21 protein-coding genes are annotated in these 18,920 nt (G+C 66.9%); 11 read left to right on the forward strand and 10 right to left on the reverse strand.

What is annotated here, in order from left to right:
- The 3 genes from A5698_RS12350 to A5698_RS12360 form a co-directional block, all read left to right on the forward strand.
- On the forward strand, nucleotides 1-457 hold a 457-nt coding region (locus A5698_RS12350; protein ID WP_286144479.1), incomplete at its 5' end, for an acyl-CoA dehydrogenase family protein.
- Between the two features lie 73 nt (nucleotides 458-530).
- On the forward strand, nucleotides 531-2,804 hold the full coding sequence (locus tag A5698_RS12355) for a CoA transferase (protein ID WP_084792420.1): 2,274 nt from the start codon (nucleotides 531-533) through the stop codon (nucleotides 2,802-2,804).
- Between the two features lie 65 nt (nucleotides 2,805-2,869).
- Nucleotides 2,870-3,805, forward strand: coding sequence for a LysR family transcriptional regulator (locus A5698_RS12360; protein WP_068296992.1), 936 nt, complete (start codon nucleotides 2,870-2,872; stop codon nucleotides 3,803-3,805).
- 9 nt (nucleotides 3,806-3,814) lie between these two features.
- Here A5698_RS12360 and A5698_RS12365 read toward each other — a convergent pair whose 3' ends face one another.
- From A5698_RS12365 to A5698_RS12375, 3 genes are read right to left on the reverse strand one after another with little or no spacing between them, the layout of a single operon-like run.
- Entirely contained in the window at nucleotides 3,815-4,294 is a 480-nt protein-coding gene (locus A5698_RS12365) for a DUF417 family protein (RefSeq protein WP_068296995.1), read from the reverse strand.
- The gene (locus A5698_RS12370; protein WP_068296998.1) at nucleotides 4,291-4,527 is read right to left on the reverse strand and encodes a hypothetical protein; all 237 of its coding nucleotides are present in this window, start codon (nucleotides 4,525-4,527) and stop codon (nucleotides 4,291-4,293) included. Before A5698_RS12370 ends, A5698_RS12365 begins: the two co-directional genes overlap by 4 nt.
- Nucleotides 4,524-5,141 carry a sigma-70 family RNA polymerase sigma factor gene (locus A5698_RS12375; protein ID WP_068297000.1) on the reverse strand — a complete coding sequence of 206 codons (618 nt, stop codon included), beginning with the start codon at nucleotides 5,139-5,141 and terminating at the stop codon, nucleotides 4,524-4,526. Before A5698_RS12375 ends, A5698_RS12370 begins: the two co-directional genes overlap by 4 nt.
- Nucleotides 5,142-5,320: 179 nt before the next feature.
- Here A5698_RS12375 and A5698_RS29730 point away from each other — a divergent pair, with 179 nt between their 5' ends.
- Both A5698_RS29730 and A5698_RS12380 read left to right on the forward strand, forming a co-directional pair.
- A complete protein-coding gene (locus A5698_RS29730) occupies nucleotides 5,321-5,452 on the forward strand; it encodes a hypothetical protein (RefSeq protein WP_286144481.1) in 132 nt (43 codons plus the stop codon).
- 43 nt (nucleotides 5,453-5,495) lie between these two features.
- Nucleotides 5,496-6,590, forward strand: coding sequence for an NADH:flavin oxidoreductase (locus A5698_RS12380; RefSeq protein ID WP_068297002.1), 1,095 nt, complete (start codon nucleotides 5,496-5,498; stop codon nucleotides 6,588-6,590).
- Between the two features lie 45 nt (nucleotides 6,591-6,635).
- Here A5698_RS12380 and A5698_RS12385 read toward each other — a convergent pair whose 3' ends face one another.
- Complete coding sequence (locus tag A5698_RS12385) at nucleotides 6,636-7,034, reverse strand: DUF302 domain-containing protein (RefSeq protein ID WP_068297004.1); 399 nt, start codon at nucleotides 7,032-7,034, stop codon at nucleotides 6,636-6,638.
- Between the two features lie 27 nt (nucleotides 7,035-7,061).
- Nucleotides 7,062-7,331 (reverse strand): metal-sensitive transcriptional regulator, encoded by a 270-nt coding sequence (locus A5698_RS12390; RefSeq protein WP_068297006.1) that lies wholly within the window; start codon nucleotides 7,329-7,331, stop codon nucleotides 7,062-7,064.
- Between the two features lie 212 nt (nucleotides 7,332-7,543).
- Here A5698_RS12390 and A5698_RS29975 point away from each other — a divergent pair, with 212 nt between their 5' ends.
- From A5698_RS29975 to A5698_RS12410, 5 genes are read left to right on the forward strand one after another with little or no spacing between them, the layout of a single operon-like run.
- On the forward strand, nucleotides 7,544-7,708 hold the full coding sequence (locus A5698_RS29975) for a DUF8730 family Cys-rich protein (protein ID WP_502688913.1): 165 nt from the start codon (nucleotides 7,544-7,546) through the stop codon (nucleotides 7,706-7,708).
- A gap of 17 nt (nucleotides 7,709-7,725) precedes the next feature.
- Complete coding sequence (locus A5698_RS12395) at nucleotides 7,726-8,499, forward strand: sulfite exporter TauE/SafE family protein (protein ID WP_068297009.1); 774 nt, start codon at nucleotides 7,726-7,728, stop codon at nucleotides 8,497-8,499.
- A 17-nt stretch (nucleotides 8,500-8,516) separates the two neighbouring features.
- On the forward strand, nucleotides 8,517-9,875 hold the full coding sequence (locus tag A5698_RS12400) for an MBL fold metallo-hydrolase (protein WP_067083991.1): 1,359 nt from the start codon (nucleotides 8,517-8,519) through the stop codon (nucleotides 9,873-9,875).
- A gap of 58 nt (nucleotides 9,876-9,933) precedes the next feature.
- On the forward strand, nucleotides 9,934-10,767 hold the full coding sequence (locus A5698_RS12405; RefSeq protein ID WP_067083993.1) for a TspO-related membrane protein: 834 nt from the start codon (nucleotides 9,934-9,936) through the stop codon (nucleotides 10,765-10,767).
- Between the two features lie 17 nt (nucleotides 10,768-10,784).
- Complete coding sequence (locus tag A5698_RS12410) at nucleotides 10,785-12,044, forward strand: oxygenase MpaB family protein (RefSeq protein WP_067083994.1); 1,260 nt, start codon at nucleotides 10,785-10,787, stop codon at nucleotides 12,042-12,044.
- Here the strand turns inward: A5698_RS12410 and A5698_RS12415 are convergent, their stop codons facing one another.
- Nucleotides 12,045-12,722 carry a L,D-transpeptidase family protein gene (locus A5698_RS12415; RefSeq protein WP_067083995.1) on the reverse strand — a complete coding sequence of 226 codons (678 nt, stop codon included), beginning with the start codon at nucleotides 12,720-12,722 and terminating at the stop codon, nucleotides 12,045-12,047. It abuts the gene before it with no gap.
- 186 nt (nucleotides 12,723-12,908) lie between these two features.
- Between A5698_RS12415 and A5698_RS12420 the strand changes: the two genes are divergently transcribed.
- The gene (locus tag A5698_RS12420) at nucleotides 12,909-14,192 is read left to right on the forward strand and encodes an HNH endonuclease signature motif containing protein (protein ID WP_067293075.1); all 1,284 of its coding nucleotides are present in this window, start codon (nucleotides 12,909-12,911) and stop codon (nucleotides 14,190-14,192) included.
- A gap of 50 nt (nucleotides 14,193-14,242) precedes the next feature.
- On the opposite strand, the gene A5698_RS12425 is transcribed toward A5698_RS12420, so the two are convergent.
- From A5698_RS12425 to A5698_RS12440, 4 genes are all read right to left on the reverse strand, one after another.
- Nucleotides 14,243-15,376, reverse strand: a complete 1,134-nt coding sequence (locus A5698_RS12425; protein WP_067083495.1) for a glycoside hydrolase 5 family protein — start codon at nucleotides 15,374-15,376, stop codon at nucleotides 14,243-14,245.
- Nucleotides 15,377-15,475: 99 nt separating this feature from the next.
- Complete coding sequence (locus A5698_RS12430; RefSeq protein WP_068297026.1) at nucleotides 15,476-16,462, reverse strand: glycoside hydrolase family 6 protein; 987 nt, start codon at nucleotides 16,460-16,462, stop codon at nucleotides 15,476-15,478.
- Between the two features lie 46 nt (nucleotides 16,463-16,508).
- Nucleotides 16,509-17,705: an acyl-CoA dehydrogenase family protein gene (locus A5698_RS12435; protein WP_067083493.1), complete on the reverse strand. Its 1,197-nt coding sequence runs from the start codon at nucleotides 17,703-17,705 to the stop codon at nucleotides 16,509-16,511.
- A complete protein-coding gene (locus A5698_RS12440) occupies nucleotides 17,698-18,891 on the reverse strand; it encodes an acyl-CoA dehydrogenase family protein (RefSeq protein WP_067083491.1) in 1,194 nt (397 codons plus the stop codon). The genes A5698_RS12435 and A5698_RS12440 overlap by 8 nt, the downstream gene beginning before the upstream one ends.
- Between the last annotated feature and the right edge of the window lie 29 nt (nucleotides 18,892-18,920).

Consider the following 18,920-nt stretch of genomic DNA (forward strand, 5'->3'; position numbering starts at 1 on the left):
CGACAGCGCCCGCGGATCGCGAAGCCGCAAGGCCGACAGCCTGATCGAGCTTGCCCGCGAACACGGCGTGCTCGACGACCCCGCCGTGCGCTACCCGCTGGCCAAGGTGCTGGCGATGCGCGAGCTCAACAAGCTCAACAACGCCCGCGCGAAAGCCAGTACGTCGCAGGGTACGTCGAGCTCGATCATGTCGCTGGGCAAGCTCGCGATGTCGAAGATCCTGCACACCGAGGCCGCGATGAAGACGCAGATCATCGGCGCGCAGGCCCTGTTGGCCGGGCCGGAGAACCCCGTGGCCGATGACGTCAACTTCCTGACGCTCAACGCATTCTTCACCTCGATCGGCGGCGGCACCGATCAGATTCAGCGCAACATCATCGGCGAGCGAGTGCTGGGGTTGCCCAAGGAGCCCGAGGCCGACCGCGACATCCCGTTCCGTCAGGCCCGCCGGAGCTGACGCGGTGTCACACAGCGCCGCATACGATCCCCCGCTGTCCGGGACCCGAATCCTCGATCTGAGCTCGGGACCGATGACGGCAGTCGGCCGCCTGCTCGCCGATCTCGGCGCCACCGTGACCGCGGTGCAGATGCGCGGTGTCACCGAAGACGTCGCGGTGGGCCCGCACGTCGGCGGGGTTCCGGTGCAGACCGCGATCAACCGGCACGGCATGCCGACCATCGCGCTGGATCTGTCGACCGTGGTCGACCGCGATCGGTTCGCCGAAATGCTCGCTAGTGCAGACATTCTGATCGAGGACACCCGGCCGGGGTCGCTCGCCGAAGCGACGCTGGCCGTGCGTGAGATCCGCAGACAGCACCCGTCGCTGGTGATCCTGTCGCTCAGCGACTTCGGCCGCGACAACGACTACCGCACCTGGCAGGGCAGCGGCCCGGTGTTTCACGCCCTGAGTAGCGAGCTGTCCCGGTCCGGCATCCCGGGCCGCGAACCGCTGGTCCCGCCAGCCGAGTTGCCCTATCACGTGGCCGCCGCGCAGGCCGCGGTGATGACCGTCGCGGTCTACCTGGACCGCTTGCGCACCGGGGAGGGAGACCTGATCGACTTCTCGATCCTCGACGGTGCGATGCAGACGCTCGATCCGCCGTTCGGGTCGGCCGGGAGTGCGTCGGCGGGCGTCGCGGTGAGCGTGCAGCAACGCGACTGGGACGCCGAACGCCAGCGTTATCCGATCATCCCCTGCAAGGACGGCCACGTGCGGATCTGCATTCTGGCCAAACGGCAGTGGCGCGGGATGTTCACCTGGATGGGCAGCCCCGAGGAGTTCGCCGACCCGTCCTACGACAAGCTGGGAAAGCGTTTCCGCTCACCGCATCTGCTCGACGCCATCGCCCGCTTCTGCGCCGACAAGACCCGCGCAGAACTCGAATCGCAGGGGCAGGCCCACGGCGTGCCGACGGCGGCCGTCCTCACGCTGTCGGAGGCCTTGACGGCCGAACACTTCGGTGCCCGTGGCTTTTTCCGCGACGTCGAGTTGGTCCCCGGCGTGGTGGCCCCGATCCCGGTCGGGGTCACCGAGATCGACGGACACCGGGCGAGCGCACTCGACATCTCGTCCGAACGCTCCGAACGCCTCACCGCAGCCCCGTTGTTGGCGAGCCCCCAGCGCCAGGGCGAAGGCCGCCCCCTGGAGGGTATCCGGGTGCTGGACCTCGGCGTCATTGTCGTCGGCGCCGACACCGGCCGGCTTTTCGGTGATCTGGGCGCCGACGTCGTCAAGATCGAACACTCCGCCCACCCCGACGGGCTGCGCGTCGGCAAGCTCACGACGATGACCCAGCCGTTCGCCGCAGGCCACCGCAACAAGCGCTCGATCGGTCTCGATCTGCGCACAGAGGAAGGCAGGGAACTCGCGCACCGCCTGGCGCGGATCTCCGACGTGGTGCTGACGAACTTCAAACCCGGTGTCGCCGAGGCGTTGGGCATGGATCACGCGACGCTGCGGCAAATCAACCCCGGCGTCGTGGTGGTCGACAGCTCGGCGTTCGGCCCGACCGGTCCATGGGCCAAACGCCTGGGATACGGGCCGCTGGTCCGCGCCGCGGTCGGGTTCACGAACCAGTGGGTGTATCCGGGCGAACCGGATACCTTCTGCGACACCGTCACCGTGTACCCGGACCACGTCGCGGCCAGGATCGGCGCCCTGTCCGCGATCGCGCTGCTCCTGCGTCGCGAGCGCACCGGTGAAGGCGGGTCGGCGAGCATCGCCCAAGCCGAGGTGATGTTGAGCCACGTGGCCGCCGAGATCGCAGCCGATGCCCTCGAGCGCGCCGGGCACACCCGCTCCGGTGCGCAACCGCGTGGGCCGTGGGGGCTGTTCCCCTCGGCCGGGGACGACAAGTGGATCGCGATCACCGTTCGCGACGACGCCGACCTGCAGGCGTTGCGGTGGGTCGTCGGCCTGCCCGGCGACGGCGAGGTGGACCCCGATGCCGTGCGCGCGTGGACCGAACGGCATTCGCGGACCGAGGCGATGGAGAAGCTGCAGGCCGCGGGCGTACCGGCCGGTGCCGTCATGCACGCCGACGAGCTGCCGTCGTGGAACTACTACGAGCAGCGGCGGTCGTTCCGCGAGGAACTCCACCCGCACGGAGACGTCCCGTTCACGATGGAGAACGTGCAGATCCACTGCGATCACGTGGCCGACCCGCCGCTGCGCCAAGCCCCGCTCATCGGCGAGCAGACCGCTGAGATCGCCGCGGAGCTCCTCGGTCTGGACGCGACGGAGATCGAGGCGCTGCACAGCCGCGGAGTGTTCGAGACGACAGACGTCGACGCAGCGGTCTGACCGGGACGCGCCGGTGATCTCGTAGCATTCGGGGTGCACGGGCACCCCGTTCGAGACCGGCAGGAATGGACATCGACTTCACCAGGCTCAGGTACTTCGTCGCCGTCGCCGACGAATTGCACTTCAAGCGGGCCGCGGACAAGTTGATGATCACGCCGCCCCCGCTGAGCAAGCAGATCAAACTCCTCGAGAAGGAACTCGGCGGAGCGCTGTTCGAACGCGGATATCACGAGGTGCGGTTGAGCCCGCTCGGCGAGCGGCTGATCGGCCCGGCCCGCGAGATCCTGCGGCAGGTCGAGGAGTTCAAGGCCACCGCGATGCAGGGGGCGCAGGGTTCGGTGCCGCTGCGGCTCAGCGCCACCGCCTATGCGCCGTCGGACCTCCTCGCCCAGCTCGAGGCGGTGCTGGCCGACCTGCCCGGGGCGACGGAGTTCACCGTTCCGGGGTCAGGCACCGAGGTCGCCGCCAAGCTGATCGCCGGACAGGCCGAACTCGGCCTGATCCACCTGCCCGCCAGCGACAAACGCCTGCGCCACAAGGTGGTGGCGAGCTACCAGGGCGCGGTCGCGGTGCGGTTCGACGATCCGCTGGCCGCCAAGGACCTGGTGGTGATCGACGAATTGCGCGACCGGGAGGTCGTGATCGACTTCGCCCGGCCCAATCCGGTGGTGCTGGCGGGATTGACGCGGCGCCTCAACAGCCGCGGTGTGCATCGCATCGTCCGCGCGACGACGAACCAGCGCGGAGGCGAACTCGAGATGGCCACGCAGGTGTTCAACCGGCACCTCGTCGCGCTGGTGAGCTACGCACCGGATTCGCTGATCGGCAAAATGTTCTCCCTGCCGGAGTTCAAGTTGATCCCGATCGACGAGACCAACTGGGCCCCGGCGCGTATCGCGCTGGCGTGGGTGCCCGAACGGCTCCGAAACCGGCTTGCCGAGGTCGAGTCGGCCGTCGAGCAGATCGCCGAGCGGCTCGGGCCGGTGCATCGGGGCGCTTGACGACCGGACTCAGACGGCAGCGAAATCCTCTGTCCGGGAATCGGATCGGCGCATCGACTGCATCGCTTCCCCGAGGCTCCACACCGCGACACCGATCAGCACGAGGTCCTTGAGCAGGAACTGGCCCGGCAGCCCGGATAGCACCGGGATCGGGCCCGCATGCGCCGAGACCACACCTGGCGTCGTGAACAGAAAGCTCAACGTGCCGAGGAACAACACGATGGCCATCGCGCTTCCGGCGGCCGTGGCTCTTGCCGAAAGAGGGCGCAGTGCAATGAGTACCGCCGCGACGATCTCGGCCGTGCCCAGCGCGTAGGCCACCGCCGTCACGCTGAAGATGTCGTAGAGCCAGCTCATCAGGGGGCTGTGCTCGATGAGGGTGCGGCTCTCCATCTTCACGTACTTGCCGACGCCGATCCAGGCGAGCACCACGACGAGGCCGTAGCGGCAGATCGTCTGGCCCAGTGCGGTGATTCGTGTCGCGGTCAATGCTCCTCCTGCTGTGGTCGTCCGTGGTCGTCCGCGATGGCGGCCAGCAGCCCGTCGAAGTCGTCGGCACAGGGTCCGCACGCCAGCAGGTGCGCCATCACACCCGGATAGCGCTGCGCCCGTTCGTGTGCCGGTAACTCGGCGTAGATGTGCAGAACCTCCATCGCCTCCTCACAACCGACGTCGCGAGGATCGGTGGTGAGAAACCGGTGCAGGCGGGCCCAGTCGGTCACGATTTGTCCAATGCGGCGTGGTCGGTCAGATATTCGTTGGCGACCAGAAATTCGCGGATCTTACGTCGCGCCTCGAAAACGGCTTTGTAGACGGCATTTCGGTTCGCGCCGCGCTTGCTGCACAGAGCGTCGAGCGGTATGCCCTTGACGACGATGTCGACGAACATCTGCCGTTGACGGGCGGTGAGGGTGGTCTCGACGGCGCGCCGGATCGCGGCGGTGAGCTCGCCGGCCTCGGCGTGCTGGCTGGGATCGACACCGAAACGCTCGGGCAGCCGCTTCCAGTCCTCGGTCTCCAGCACCGCCGGCGCATTGCGCCAGTAGTGACGGCCGAGCTTGTTGGCGACCTCGAGGATCACGAACTTGTAGGCCCACGTGGTGAAGCGGCTCTCACCGCGGAACGTCGTGAGCTTGTCGAGAACCGCGACGGTGGCATCCGATGCGGCCTGCTGCGCGATGTCGTCGAGCTCGATGCCGGTGATCCGGGTCTGCCGTCGGCGCACCTCGGCATGCGCGGCCCGCAGCATCTGCTCGTGCAGCCGGGCGATCCCGGTTTCGCGCCGGGGGTTCGCGGAGTGCAGCAGGCGCAGCCATTCATCGGACTCGGCGTCCACCCGCGCTCCCTTCCGCCTCGAAGCCGACGAGGGTCCTCTCGTTTCATTGGCGTCGCCGTCGGCCGCAGTCTTACCAGTACATCCGAACTTTCTTTCTGACGCCGCCGGAGTCGCTACCCGACATGCGCACACCGCATCCGAGCGATTACCGACCGCGGCTGAGGGGTACCAGACCGGACATGACATCTCCGAACGAGAATGTAACGCCGGAAACCACCGAGCAGGCCGAGGACGTGCTGTCCCCCGCGACACCCGGCGCCGAGGGGCTCCCGCTGCCCGACGAGGCCGTCGACAAGCCGTCGGAGCAGTAGCCGGGCCGGAATCATCTCCGGCGCCGCGGCGTTGAACGGCTTCGTGGCCGTTCAGAATCTGTTTCGACCATTGACCATCGGCTCGCTGACCGTGCCGAACCGGTTCGCGATGGCGCCGATGACCCGTCAGGCCTCCCCGGGTGGTGTCCCGGGCGCCGATGTGGCCGAGTACTACCGCCGCCGCGCCGCCGGTGGCGTCGGGCTGATCATCACCGAAGGGATCCGGCTCGCCGACCCCGCCGCCGGCTACCCGTTTTCCGTCCCGACGTTAACGGGTGACGACGCGGTGGCGGGCTGGGCGCGCGTCGTCGAGGACGTACACGCCGAGGGCGGAACGATCGCCGCGCAGCTGTGGCATCAGGGTGCGCAGCGCGATGACGCCGACGGCGTGGCGCCGGTCAGCCCTTCGGGCGTCGACGGCCACGGTCGGCCCAGGGGGCGTGCGCTGGAGACCGATGAACTGTCCCGGGTCGCCGAGTCGTATGTGCAGAGCGCGCTCGCCGCCCGAGACGCCGGTTTCGACGCCGTCGAGCTGCACGGTGCCCACGGCTACCTTCTGGACGAGTTCTTCTGGGCGCGAACGAATCTGCGCACCGACACCTACGGCGGATCCCTCGCCGAACGAACGCGCTTCCCGGCCGAGGTAGTCGTCGCGGTGCGGGCCGCGCTGGGGCCGGACTATCCGATCATCTTCCGGTTCTCGCAGTGGAAGGGCACCGACTACACGGCGTCGATCGCTGAAGACCCAACAGAACTTCAGGAGTTGTTGACTCCGTTGGTCGATGCCGGCGTCGACGTCTTCCACCCCTCGACGCGCAGGCACTACGTGGCTGGATTTCCGGATCACGACCGCGAGCTGAGCCTCGCGGGCTGGACCAAGAAGGTGTCGGGCCGCCCGGTGATCGCAGTCGGCTCGGTCGGCCTCGAGACGCAGTTCCGTAGCGAGAAGCAGGGCCAGGTGATCCAACCGGCGCCCGTCGACCGTCTGGTGGAACAGTTCGAGTCGGGCGAGTTCGACCTCGTCGCGATCGGTCGCGCCCTTCTCGCCGACCCGGCGTGGGTCAACCGGTTGCGCGACGGCCGCCTCGACGAGTTCGCCGGATACGACCCGGAAGTCGCGCTGGCGAAGCTCGCCTGACCCCGTCCGGGTTCGGAAAACCTAGAAAACGGTTTCCGTCCAGAATCATCGGGACAGCGCGCCGATCACCGCCTTCAACATGCTCCCCACTTCTTCGGCTATCGGCTTCAACGCCGGCTCGTCGGTGACGTCGACCAGCAACTGTGGATTCATCGCTTCGATGATCGTCGTATCCGGGTCGTCTGGGTCGCTGCGCACCACGACGTTGCATGGCAGCAGTAGACCTATCTGCCGTTGCACTTCAATCGCCCGGTGCGCCAAGGGCGGATTGCACGCGCCGAGGATGAGGTAGTTCTCCATGTCCTGATCGAGTTTCTTTTTCAGCGTCGCTTTGACGTCGATCTCGGTCAGAACGCCGAACCCCTGCTCGGCAAGCGCCTCACGGGTGCGGGCGACGGCATCGTCGAATGATGCCTTCAGGCTCGTGGACAGTGCGATTCCCATGGTGACTCCTTTGTCGATTGTGGTCGATCACGCCAGTGCGAGGAAGAGTTTCTCGAGTTCCGCCTCGGTCATGGGTCTTTCGTTGCCCTCCTGGTCGCCGGTCATGCATTCGCGCAGGCCCGTCGCGACGATCTTGAAGCCCGCACGGTCTAGCGCCCGCGAGACCGCCGCGAGTTGGGTCACAACGTCCTTGCAGTCGCGGCCCTGCTCGATCATCGCGATCACCCCTGCGAGTTGTCCTTGCGCGCGCCGCAACCGGTTGAGGACGGCGCCGATGGCTTCCTGATCACCAACCATGGTGGTTCCTTTCGTCGATGTTTCCATATTACCCGTGGGGGTATGCGCTTCCCAGCTCAACGCCGCAGTTGAGCTCGTAATTCCCTGATTGCGAACTCTGCGGAGGGGCGGAAATGTCCGTACCGGGTTCGGAATAAATACCACCGGGGGTACGGTAGATAATACCGAGGGGGGTATATTCTCTCCCCGGATTCTCGAAGAGAGGTCTCATCATGTGTTACGCAGTCCGATGTCCGTCCTGCGGCAAGACGACGTGGGACGGCTGTGGCCAGCACGTCGACGAGGTGATGCGGTCGGTGCCGGCCGCACAGCAGTGCCGCTGTCAGCGGATCGCGCCCGCCCCGCCCCGCCCCGCGCGCGGGCGCTGGCACCGGTAACGGGTACAGGACCTTCCATGGCGTTAGCGATAGGCCTGGCGCTCGGTGCGCTGATCGGCGTACTTCTGGGCCTGCTCGGTGGCGGGGGCTCGATACTCGCCGTTCCGGCCCTCGTCTACGGCATGGGCATCGGCGTCGAACAGGCCATTCCGATCTCGCTGATCGTCGTCGCCACCGCGTCGGCGGTCGGTGTGCTGCCGAAGATTCGCGCCCGACAGGTCCGGTGGCGCATGGCCGGAATCTTCTCGGCGGCCGGTATCCCCGCGACGGTCCTCGGCAGTGCCATCAGCAGACACCTGCCGGAGTCGGCGCTGCTGATCGGGTTCGCCGTCGTGATGGTCATCGCCGGGGTTCGCATGCTGATCGATCAGGGCCATACCGGCACCGCTTGCGAGGTGCGCGCCGGTCAGGTCAATTGGCGCCGCTGCGCGCCACGATCGATCGGGGCCGGCCTTGTCGTGGGCTTGCTGACCGGGCTGTTCGGCGTCGGTGGCGGATTCCTCATCATTCCGGCGCTCGTGGTCGTACTCGGGGTCGAAATGTCCACTGCGATCGGCACTTCGCTGCTGATCATCGTCGCCAACTCCGTGGCCGGCATCTTCTCGCATCTTCACGGCATCAGTGTCGACTGGTCGCTCACCGCGGCATTCGTCGCAGCGGCGATGGTCGCCTCGCTCGCCGCCGGATACTTCGGCACCAAGGTCGACACCGACCGTCTGCAGCGCTGGTTTGCCTACCTCGTATTCGCCGTCGCCGCTTACGTTCTCGTCGACACCATCTTTCTACGATGACAACAGAAGGAGAACCAATGGACGTCTCGATCATCGAAACCGCCGGACTCGGTGACCGCAGTTATCTGATCAGCCACGGTGACGTCGCCGTTGCGATCGATCCGCAGCGCGACATCGACCGGGTGCTCACGCTTGCCGATGATCTCAAGGTGCGCATCACCCACGTGGCCGAAACGCACCTGCACAACGACTATCTGACCGGTGGACTCGAACTGTCGCGCACCGTCGGCGCCGAGTACGTGGTGCCCGCGGGCGATGATGTCAACTACCCCCGTCGCGCAGTCAGCGACGGTGAGGTGATCGACGCCGGACCCATCCGTCTGGAGGCGATGCACACTCCGGGCCACACCCATCATCACATCAGTTATGTGCTGCGGGACGACACCGGCAAGGTCCAGGGCGTCTTCACCGGTGGTTCAATGTTGTTCGGCACCACCGGTCGTACGGACCTGATCGGCGCGGAGGACACCAAGGAACTCACCCATGCGCAATATCACTCGGTGCGCAAGATCGCCGATCATCTGCCCCCCGACACACCGGTCTACCCGACTCATGGTTTCGGCAGCTTCTGTTCGGCCACACCGGCTTCCGGTGATGAATCAACGGTCGGCGAGCAACGACGGTCCAACCCGGCGCTCACACAGGACGAACAGAGCTTCGTCGACGAACTGCTCGCCGGACTTTCGGCCTACCCCGCGTACTACGCGCACATGGGCGTCATCAACAGTGAGGGTCCGGCCCCAGTCGATCTGACGCCGCCCGAGCCGATCGATCCGGACGAACTGCGCCGCCGACTCGAGGCCGGCGAATGGGTGGTCGATCTGCGCAATCGGAGGGCCTTCGCGGCCGGACATCTTCAGGGAGCGTTCGGTTTTGAGTTGTCCGGCTCCTTCGTCAGCTATTTCGGCTGGCTCTATGAGTGGGGTGCGCCGGTGACGTTGATCGGTGAGTCGCCGGATCAGATCGCCGACGCAAAACGGGAATTGGTGCGTATCGGCGTCGACCGACTGACGGGTGCGGCCACCGGTGACATCGACGATCTGAGCGATGGAATGCCGCTCGGTTCCTACCCGGTCGCGGATTTCGCGGAACTGGCCGACCAGCGCCGCGCGGACGCCGTGGCGGTGCTCGATGTGCGACAGAGCCACGAGTACGAGTCCGAGCACATTCCGGGAGCGCGCAACATACCGTTGCATGAGCTACCCGAGCGGCTCGGCGAAGTCCCCACCACGACGGTCTGGGTGCATTGCGCGTCCGGATATCGGTCCTCGATCGCGGCGTCGATACTCCATCGCGCGGGCCACGCCGTCGTGCTGATCGACGACCACTTCGACAGGGCGAAAGAGCTCGGCCTCACCGCGGCGGACGATAACTAGGGTTCGGAAAGCGCGGCAAATGGGCATATCCCGCATGTCTCTCGAAGGAGGAGCTCATATGGTCAGCCGTACCGTCGACGGCCGTTCGCCATCCGCGTGGCTGTTGCCCCTTGTCGTGGGCCTGGCCACGGCGGCCACACTCGTCGTCAATTATCTGGCCAACGCCCTACCGATCAACGGCCAGACCACCGGTGACGTCACCCGCCGCTACGAGGTGTACTTCGTGCCTGCCGGTTACGTCTTCTCTATCTGGAGCGTGATCTACCTCGGGTTGATCGCATACAGCGTGTACCTCGGCGTCGCACTGACCCGGGGCCGTGCCGACAGCGGCGCCGCGCGCGCCATCGCCCCCTGGTACGTGCTGACCGCGGTGGCCAACTGTTGTTGGCTGTTCGCGTGGCATCACAACCGGTTTCCGCTGAGCATGCTGCTGATGGTGGTGCTGCTGATCGCCCTGATCATCATTTACCGCCTGCAAGCCTGCAGCCCGCCCACCTCGACGCTGGAGCGCTGGACGGTGCACATCCCGTTCCGCGTGTACCTGGGCTGGATCTCGGTCGCGACGATCGCCAACGCGACGATCACCCTCGACGACGCGGGGTGGTCCGGCTTCGGGCTCTCCGAGCCGACATGGGGCGTGATCATGATCGCGGTGGCGGCCGCCCTTGGCGTGGTGATGAACCTGCTTCACCGCGACGTCGCCTACGGGCTGGTGATCGTCTGGGCGCTGGTCGGTATCGCGGTGCGCCTGCACGACACCACGTCGATCCTGATCGCCTCGTTGACCGGTGCGGCCGTGGTGGCCGTGGTGGCCGCCGCCGTCGCAGCGAGTGTGCGCCTGCGTACGCGCGCGCCGAAAGAGTCCGCGAAAAACCGTACGCTCGCGAACTAGTCGGCTAAGACTGAGCCATGCCGGATCTCAGCGCACGATCACCTCACGCGCCCACCGCGTTCCGGTACCCGGGGCTCACCGGCCGCCGCGCTCGCCTGCGAAATGTGGTGAAGCGACTCGTGCGTGTGGACCTGCTTCCCTCCGAGGCCACCGCGCGGGCGTTCATCACGGGCCTGAACGCGGGTGACCCCGTCGCCGAACGCTTCGTCGCCGAGACCTATCACGGTGAGCTGGGCGCCAGGAAGGCCCGCGATCTCGTCGAGACGGCGCAGCGGGTGGGCATCGACAACGTCGCCGAGGCGCCCGCATCGATGCGGGCGCTGTTCGAGGAGTTCGAGCAGCTGCCCGACTGGGTCGATCCGCAGCTCGTGGAGGAAGGCGCGGCGGTCTGGCGCCGTTGGGCCTACGCGTTGGGGGCGCTCGGAAACGCCGGCACCAACGACACCTACACCGAGGGCTGGCTGGCGGTACCGCTGTCGCTTTCCGGCGGCTATGCCGGGCAGCGCGCGCTGCATCGGTACCTGGAGACGTCACGCTGGTGGATCGAGGTCTGCAGACCCGGAGCGATCCTGACGCCAGGATCGCTGGGCCGCAACATCTCTCTGCATGTGCGGATCATGCATGTCAGCGTCCGCGACCGTGTCAAACAGCATCCGGAGTGGGACGCCGAACGCTGGGGGCTGCCGATCAGCCAGTCGGCCATGCTGCTGACTCTGTTGGGCGGCAGCGTCGCACCCGCTTTCGGTCTGTTCCTTCTCGGGCACCTCACCTCACCGCGCGAGATGCGGGCCGTTCTGCACTTCAACCGTTACTGCGGGCACCTTGTCGGGGTTCGGTGCGACGGGTACTTCCCCGAAACCGTTGCCGACGCGTGGCGGATTCTGTTCATGTCCGACGCGGCCCGCAGCTACGACAGCGGAGACAGCGGCACCGAGCTCGTCCAGTCCTTCGTCCCGGCCTTCGCGCCCGCGCCGGCGTACCGGGGCCTGGAGCGGCTCCGCGCCGAGTACCACTACCGCCTGCAGGCCGGGTATCTCGGCTTGTACATGCTGCCCTGGAACCGCCGCCGCTACCGGCTGCCATCGGCCCTGCCGGGAATCGCGTTGCTGCTCAGCCGGTTTCCGGTGGTCCTCGCATTGGAGATCGGTCGCCGGTTGTCGTCGACGCTGGACCGCCGCTGGCAGCAGTACAACCTCAAGCGGTGGGAGGGCTGGCTACAGTGGCAATCCGCCGGTAAGGCGGCGGCTTTCGAGGCCGCCGTGCCCTTGCGTCGCTGATCACGCCCTCGACTGCACGAGCGACGGGCTTCCGACCCCGATGGTGATCTTCGGAGCTGCCGCGGGGTCGAGCCAGGTCAGCAGTGTGCGCATCTCGTCGCGGCCGATGCCCACGCACCCCCAGGTCGGGTTGCCGTCGGTTACATGGAGGAAGATGCCAGAGACCTTCCCCGGGATCCGTTGCGGGTTGACGGTGATGTTGACGGCGTAATCGTAGACGGGACCGGAGTCGTACAGGTTCTCGGCGATGGAGGACGGCTTGCGTGGCGAACGGACGCGGGTGTTGTAGGTCGGTGAGTCGGCATCCTCGTCCCACCAGTCCTGGTTCGTGGCCTGAAAGTACGGCATCTTGGTGCCTGGGTTTGGTTGCCGGCCGAAGGCCTGGTCGAAGGTGAACGTGCCGACCGGTGTTCGGTGCACACCGTCGGCGGGGGCGCCGACACCCAGCGCGCCCACTTTGGCGGGTGTCGGTCCCAGAACGGGTTTCCACTGCCCTCCGGTCTGCTCGAAGGCGGTGAGCGTTCCCGAGGTGGCACTGGCGGCGGGCACCCCGACGACGATCCACTGCGTCGTCTGCACGGCAGCAGCGGCAGGTTGGGCTTGGGTCGTTGCCGGTGCCGCGAGCGGTAGCGACAGGAGCGCAACGCCGAGGCACGCCAGCGTCTTTCGCAGTTTCACGTGGTACCTCGGGATGGGGATAAGTCACTCGAATGTCGAATCGAGCCATCGTATCCGCGATATCCGGCCCAACCCTGCGGTCGAAACCCGTTCGCGGCCAAAGCGAGACCGTGTCGCTACTTGGTGCAGCCGGTTGCTTTGATCCCGTGTCCAATACTTGTCGGACCCTTTTGTGATGATGTGGTTATGGTTTCGCTCGCTTCTCCGGATGCTCGGGTTGTGGTGGGCCCTAAGCAGCGTTTGGGTCAGCTCTATGAGCAGTTGGCCGAGTTGTCGGGGCAGCGTAATGCGATCGATGGGCGCATCGTGGAGATCATCGCCGAGATCGACCGCGACGGGCTGTGGTCGACCGCCGAGGGTGTGCGATCGGTCAAAGCGCTGGTGGCCTGGAAACTGGGGATGTCTGATGGCACCGCCACCAAGGTGGCCGCGGTGGCGCATCGTTTCGAGGAGTTTCCCCGCTGCACCTCCGAGATGCGCGAAGGCCGGTTGTCGTTGGATCAGGTCGGGGTGATCGCCCAATACGCCGGCGCGGGCTCTGATGGGCACTACGCCGACATGGCGGCGGTGGCGACGGTCAACCAACTACGGTTCGCGATCAAACTCGAACCGCGCCCCGAACCCGAACGCCCCGAACCGCGCCGCGGTATCAGCAAAACCGTCGGTGACGAGTTCACCACCTACCGCATCACCCTGCCCACGATCGAGGCCGCCAAGCTCGACGCCGCCCTGCAGTCGCACCGCGACGCGCTGATCGGCGAACACTTCGCCGATCACGGCCCCGATGCGGTCGGCGACGATTACGAGCGCCCCGCCGAGGGTGACTGGCAGTGCCGCGTTCCGTTCCCGACGGTGACCGATGCGTTCATGCGCCTGGTCGAGACCGCGTGGGATGCCGAGGTGGCCCGACGCCCGCATGATCAGCACAGCACCGTCATCGTGCACCTCGATGTCGACACCCCCGCGGCGTGGCCGCACCTGGGCCCGGTGCTGTCCGAGGCCGATCGGCAATTGTTGTTGTGCGACACCGGCTGTGAGGTGTGGCTGCAGCGCCACGGCCAGGTGATCGGGTCGGGGCGCTCGACGCGGGTGATCAGCCGCCGACTGCGCCGCGCGCTGGAGTACCGCGACCGCACCTGCCGCGTCCCTGGATGCGCGGCGACCCGTGGGCTGCACGCTCATCACATCCGGCACTGGGAGGACGGCGGGCCCACCGAACTGGACAACCTGGTGCTGGTCTGCCCCTATCACCACCGGTTGCACCACAGCGGCGAGATCACCATCACCGGCCCCGCCGAGCACCTAATGGTCACCGGCCGCGACGGCAAACCGCTGAACCCTGGATCGCTGGCACGACCACCCACACAACCCCCACCCGCGGTCCCACCCTGCCCCGGACCCCTCGGCGAACGCGCCGAATGGTGGTGGTACAACCCCTTCGAACCCCAACCACCACCGGTAGACAACTAGGTCCAGGCTTCAAGCACACTGGCGTGCAGCATATTTCGGTGCCTGAATCCTCAGGTGCTCAAACCGACCAGCTTCTGGATGAAGCGGATCTCGTCGTCATTGTGCGCGTGCCCGTCGGGATGGATCAGGTCGGAAAACCATGTGTCCGGGAGCGTCGTATAGGGCTCGTTCCAGGAGTCCCACGGCAGGTACGTCTGGGTCCGCCCGGCGACGAATCCCCAGTTGTACGCCCCGACATGGCGCCGCTTGGCAATCGGGAGGATGCCATCGACGGTGCTGCCGAGGTTGCGCGCGAGGTATTCGGTGCACAGAATCGGCCTGCCCAGCGGAGTGAGTTCGTCGATGCGGTCCTCGAACTCGGACGGAGTGCCGTAGCTGTGGAAGCTGATGATGTCCGAGAGTTCGAGCTGTAGGGAGCAGATCTCACTGCGGCTGCCCGGATCTCGCCAGTGGCCCTGCCACACACCGCTTGTCAGCGGCTGAATCGGGTTGACCGCGCGCACCCACTGGAACACGTGGGGCAGAAACGCAGCGACTAGTTTCTGCTTGTCGGGGTGTTCGACCTTGCGGTAATCCTTCGCCGGATTGTCCGGCTCGTTCCACACGTCCCAACCCAGAACCCGAGGATCGTTGCGGAACAACCCGACCACACCTGTGACGTAGCTCTGCAGCACCCGGGTGTACGCCGGATCCTGCAGGCGGTGCGCGCCGGGACTCTGCACCCATCCCGAGTTGTGCACGCCCTTGATCGGTGGGCGCTGAGGACCGGCCTTGGGCAACGGATTCCAGCACGAGTCGAACAGAACGAAGAGCGGCTTGATGTTGTGGCTCGCCGCGATGGCGACGAACTGCGAGAGCCGCTGGCTGAAGCCGGCCCGGTCCGTGGCCCACAACTGGTCGTGCAGGAACACCCGCATGGTGTTCATCCCGATGCGCTTGGCCACGCTCAGCTCACCGGCGATGCGGCGCGGGTCGAAGGTGCCCGCCTGGAACATCTCGAGCTGGTTGACGGCGTTCGAGGTGACGTAATTGGCGCCCAGCAACCAACCCTGCTCTGCGTACCAGGCGTTGGCGCGGTCAGCCGACCATCGCCCCGTCTCGGCGGCCGCGACGGGTGGCAGTTTGGTCAGTGCCGCGGCGGCTGCCAGATACAGTGGGAGTTTGAGAGCGGTTCGCCGGCGCACCCTGTGAACATAGTGTTCGTGAGCAAGACGTCAGCTCTCATGTCTCATCCTGCAACACAACGGGTTTCGAATCGTTACCGAACGGGCCGACCGACGTGGTCACCGAGGACTAGCGTTGCGGGCCAACTCGATGACGTACTGGTTGACGAAGGTGCCGGCGGGTGGATCACCTTTGTCGCAGGTGCCGTCGGACTCGCCGGGGCGTTTGATCCACAGATAGGCGTCGGCGTGCGCACCCGCGGTCTGCGTGCTCGGCGGGACACCGAGTGCCCGGCCGCTGGGGTTGCACCAGTGCAGGGGCGAGTCGGGGGCCGCTCCGTTGCCGTTGCGCGACGTGTCGATCACGTAGTGCTTGCCGTTCGTGAGCCCCGAGATCGCCTCGCCGTGCCCGATCTCCTCCTCGGTGCTGAAGAAGTTCGCCACATTGAGGCTGAAGCCCCGGGCGTGCTCGACACCGGCCTGGTTCAACCGGGACGCCATCTCCTCGGCGCTGTGCCAGCGCAAGTGACCCGCATCGACGTACACGGCCGCCGCCGGATTGCGCGTCAGCGTGTCAACCGCGTAGCGGATCAAGTCGAAGCGCTCCTGACGCTGGTCCCCCGAGAGGCAATCGGCCATGGCGAGGGCATCGGGTTCGACGATGATCGCCGCTCTCGAACCGCCCACGCCGGCGGCGATGTCGTCTATCCACGCCCGGTAGGCCCCACCGCTGGCCATGCCGCCCGCGGCGAAGCTGCCGCAGTCGCGGTGCGGGATCCCGTAGATGGACAGCACCGGGATGGCGCCCGCCGCCTGCGCGTCACCGACGTACTTCGCGACCGTCGCGGCAGAGGGGCCGGGAGTGATCCAATACGCCTGCGGCGTGTTGGCGACCGTGGTCAACTCCGGAATCGGCGGATCGGCTTTTTGCGCGGCGCGCATCGCCACCGAGTCGGGATTGACGTAGAACGGCGCACCGGCCAATGGGTTCGCTTCGCTGGCCAACCGCACGAGCGGCGCCGGGCCGGCGTGCAGGCCCAGAACAACCGCCGCGACGGTTAAGAGGGGAGCGATCCACCGCGCAACCGCGGCGGCAGCTGAAGACATCACCCGAGGGAAATTAGTGCTTGGCCGTGTCCAGCGCCAACCAGGGTCATGCGGGGAGTCCGTCGGCGACCCGGGGCACCCGCTCCGCGTCCGCGCCGTCGAGCACCATCGCCGCGACCCGGTCCCGATGCTCCTCGGCGCTGCCGAGCAGGATCGCGTCAGTCGCTGCGCGTTTGTAGTAGAGGTGAGCCTGGTGCTCCCACGTGAACCCGATCCCGCCGTGCACCTGGATGGTGTCGTTGGCGACGTGGGTCAATGCGGACGAGCAGACCGACTGCGCAATGCTCGTCGCCAACGCGGGGTCGTCGGATCCGTCCGTCAGGGCCCAGATCGCGTGGTAGGCCGTCGACCTCGCGTGTTCGACGTCGACGAGCAAATTGGCGAGCCGGTGCTTGACCGCCTGGAACGATCCGATCGGCCGGCCGAACTGCAGCCGCGACTTCGCGTACTCCACCGACAGGTCGAGCAGATGCTGTGCGGCGCCGACCTGCTCGACGGCCAACAATGCCGCACCCACCTGCAACGCGTGGTTGACGACGCGGACCGCCTCGGCGGGCCCGGCGATCAGGCGTGCGGGCGCGTCGGCGAACGTCACGTTGGCCTGGGACCGGGTGAGGTCGAGCGTGGCCAGCGGGGTGCGCTGCACGCCCTCGGCGGTGGTGTCGACGGCGTACAGCGCGACGCCGTCGGAGCCGCGCGCGGCGACCAGCAACACATCGGCGATGCCGCCGTCGACTACTTGAGCCACGCTGCCCGACAAGGTATCCCGGCTCACGGTCACCGCAACGGCATCCGGATCGAGCACACCGGCCCGGTCCGTCACCGCGACGGCCGCGGTGCGCCGACCCTCGACCAGGTCGCCGAGCAGTTCGTCACGAAGGGGCCCGGGCGATGCGGCCACCAATGCCGGGATCGCGAGATACACCGTGCCGAACAGCGGTCCGCACGCCAACCGCGCCCCGAGCTCCTCGATAGCGACTGCCTGATCGACAAGCGTGCCGCCGACGCCGCCGTCGGTCTCGGGCACCGAGAGGCCCAGCACGCCGAGCTCAGCACCCAGCCGGGCCCATACCTTCGGATCGAACGGCGGCTCGGACTCCATGAGCCTGCGAACCGTCTCCTCCGAGAAGTGCTCGGCGCTGAACTTGCTCACGGCGTCGCGCAATTGGCTCTGCTCGTCGGTGAACCTGAACTCTGCCTGCCCAGCTCGGCGCTCAGTCTGGTTCGCAAGCTTCTCAGCCACGGGGGATCTCCTTCCACGGCATGCCCGCATCGGCACGCAGGTCGCCAGGCAGCCCGAGGATGCGTTCGCCGAGAATGTTCCGCATCACCTCAGACGTTCCGCCTTCGATGGTGTTGGCCCTGCTCCGCAGGTATCGCTGCTGGATGGGCCCTTGCCAATCCCGTTCGCCGGTCCCTGCACCCTGCTGGTAGCCGTGGTACAGAATCCCTTCGGGCCCAAGGAAATCCATGCACCACTGGTAGATGTCCTGGTTCAGTTCCGCGCCGACCAGCTTGCCGACCGACCCCTCCGGACCGGGTCCGCCCACCGTGGCGGCGGCGCGCGACCGTTCCGAGGTGAGGCGTTGCGCCTCCGAGCGCAGCCACAACTGCGTCAGCCGGTCCCGCAATACCGGTGTGTGCCGGTCGGGCCGCGACGCCCACAACCCGGTCGCGTCGGCGATGGTGCCCGCACCACGCCGGCTCCCGCTTCCGCCGAGCGCGGTGCGCTCGTTCATCAACGTGGTCATGGCGACGGCCCAGCCGTTGTCGACCTCGCCCAGGCGGTGCTTGTCGGGGATCCGCGCGTCGTTGAAGTAGACCTCGTTGAACTCGGCTTGCCCGGTCATCTGTCGCAGCGGCCGGGTTTGAACGCCGGTGCCGTGCATGTCGATCACGAAGTAGGTCAAACCCTTGTGCTTGGGCACATCCGGGTTGGTGCGCGCCAGCAGCAGCCCCCAGCGCGCCCGGTGGGCGAGGCTGGTCCACACCTTCTGGCCGTTGACCACCCAGTCGTCACCGTCGCGAACCGCCGATGTCGCCAGCCCCGCGAGGTCAGAGCCCGCTCCCGGCTCGGAAAACAGCTGACACCACAGGTCCTCGGTGGTGGCCAGGGGCCGCAGCCACTGCCGCTTCACCTCCTCGGTTTGGGCATGCTCGCGAATCGTCGGTGCGGCCATGCCGTAGCCCATCGGATTCAAACCGAGAGGCACCGGCCCACCCGCGCCCTGCAGGATGCGGTCGGCGACCGACTGGAGCCCGCGGGACACCCCGAGCCCGCCGAGACCCTCGGGAAAGTGCACCCACGACAGACCGGCGTCGTAGCAAGCACCGAGGAACTCGGGGACGGGAACGTTCTTCGGGTCGTGGTCGGCGACGACCCCGCGCGCCAACTCGGCTAATCGATCGGCGTCACCGGCATTGCTCATGCAGTCACGATAGAAACTCGACCGGAGTC

It is taken from the genome of Mycobacterium sp. E136, assembly GCF_001666865.1.
Classification (GTDB): Bacteria; Actinomycetota; Actinomycetes; order Mycobacteriales; family Mycobacteriaceae; genus Mycobacterium.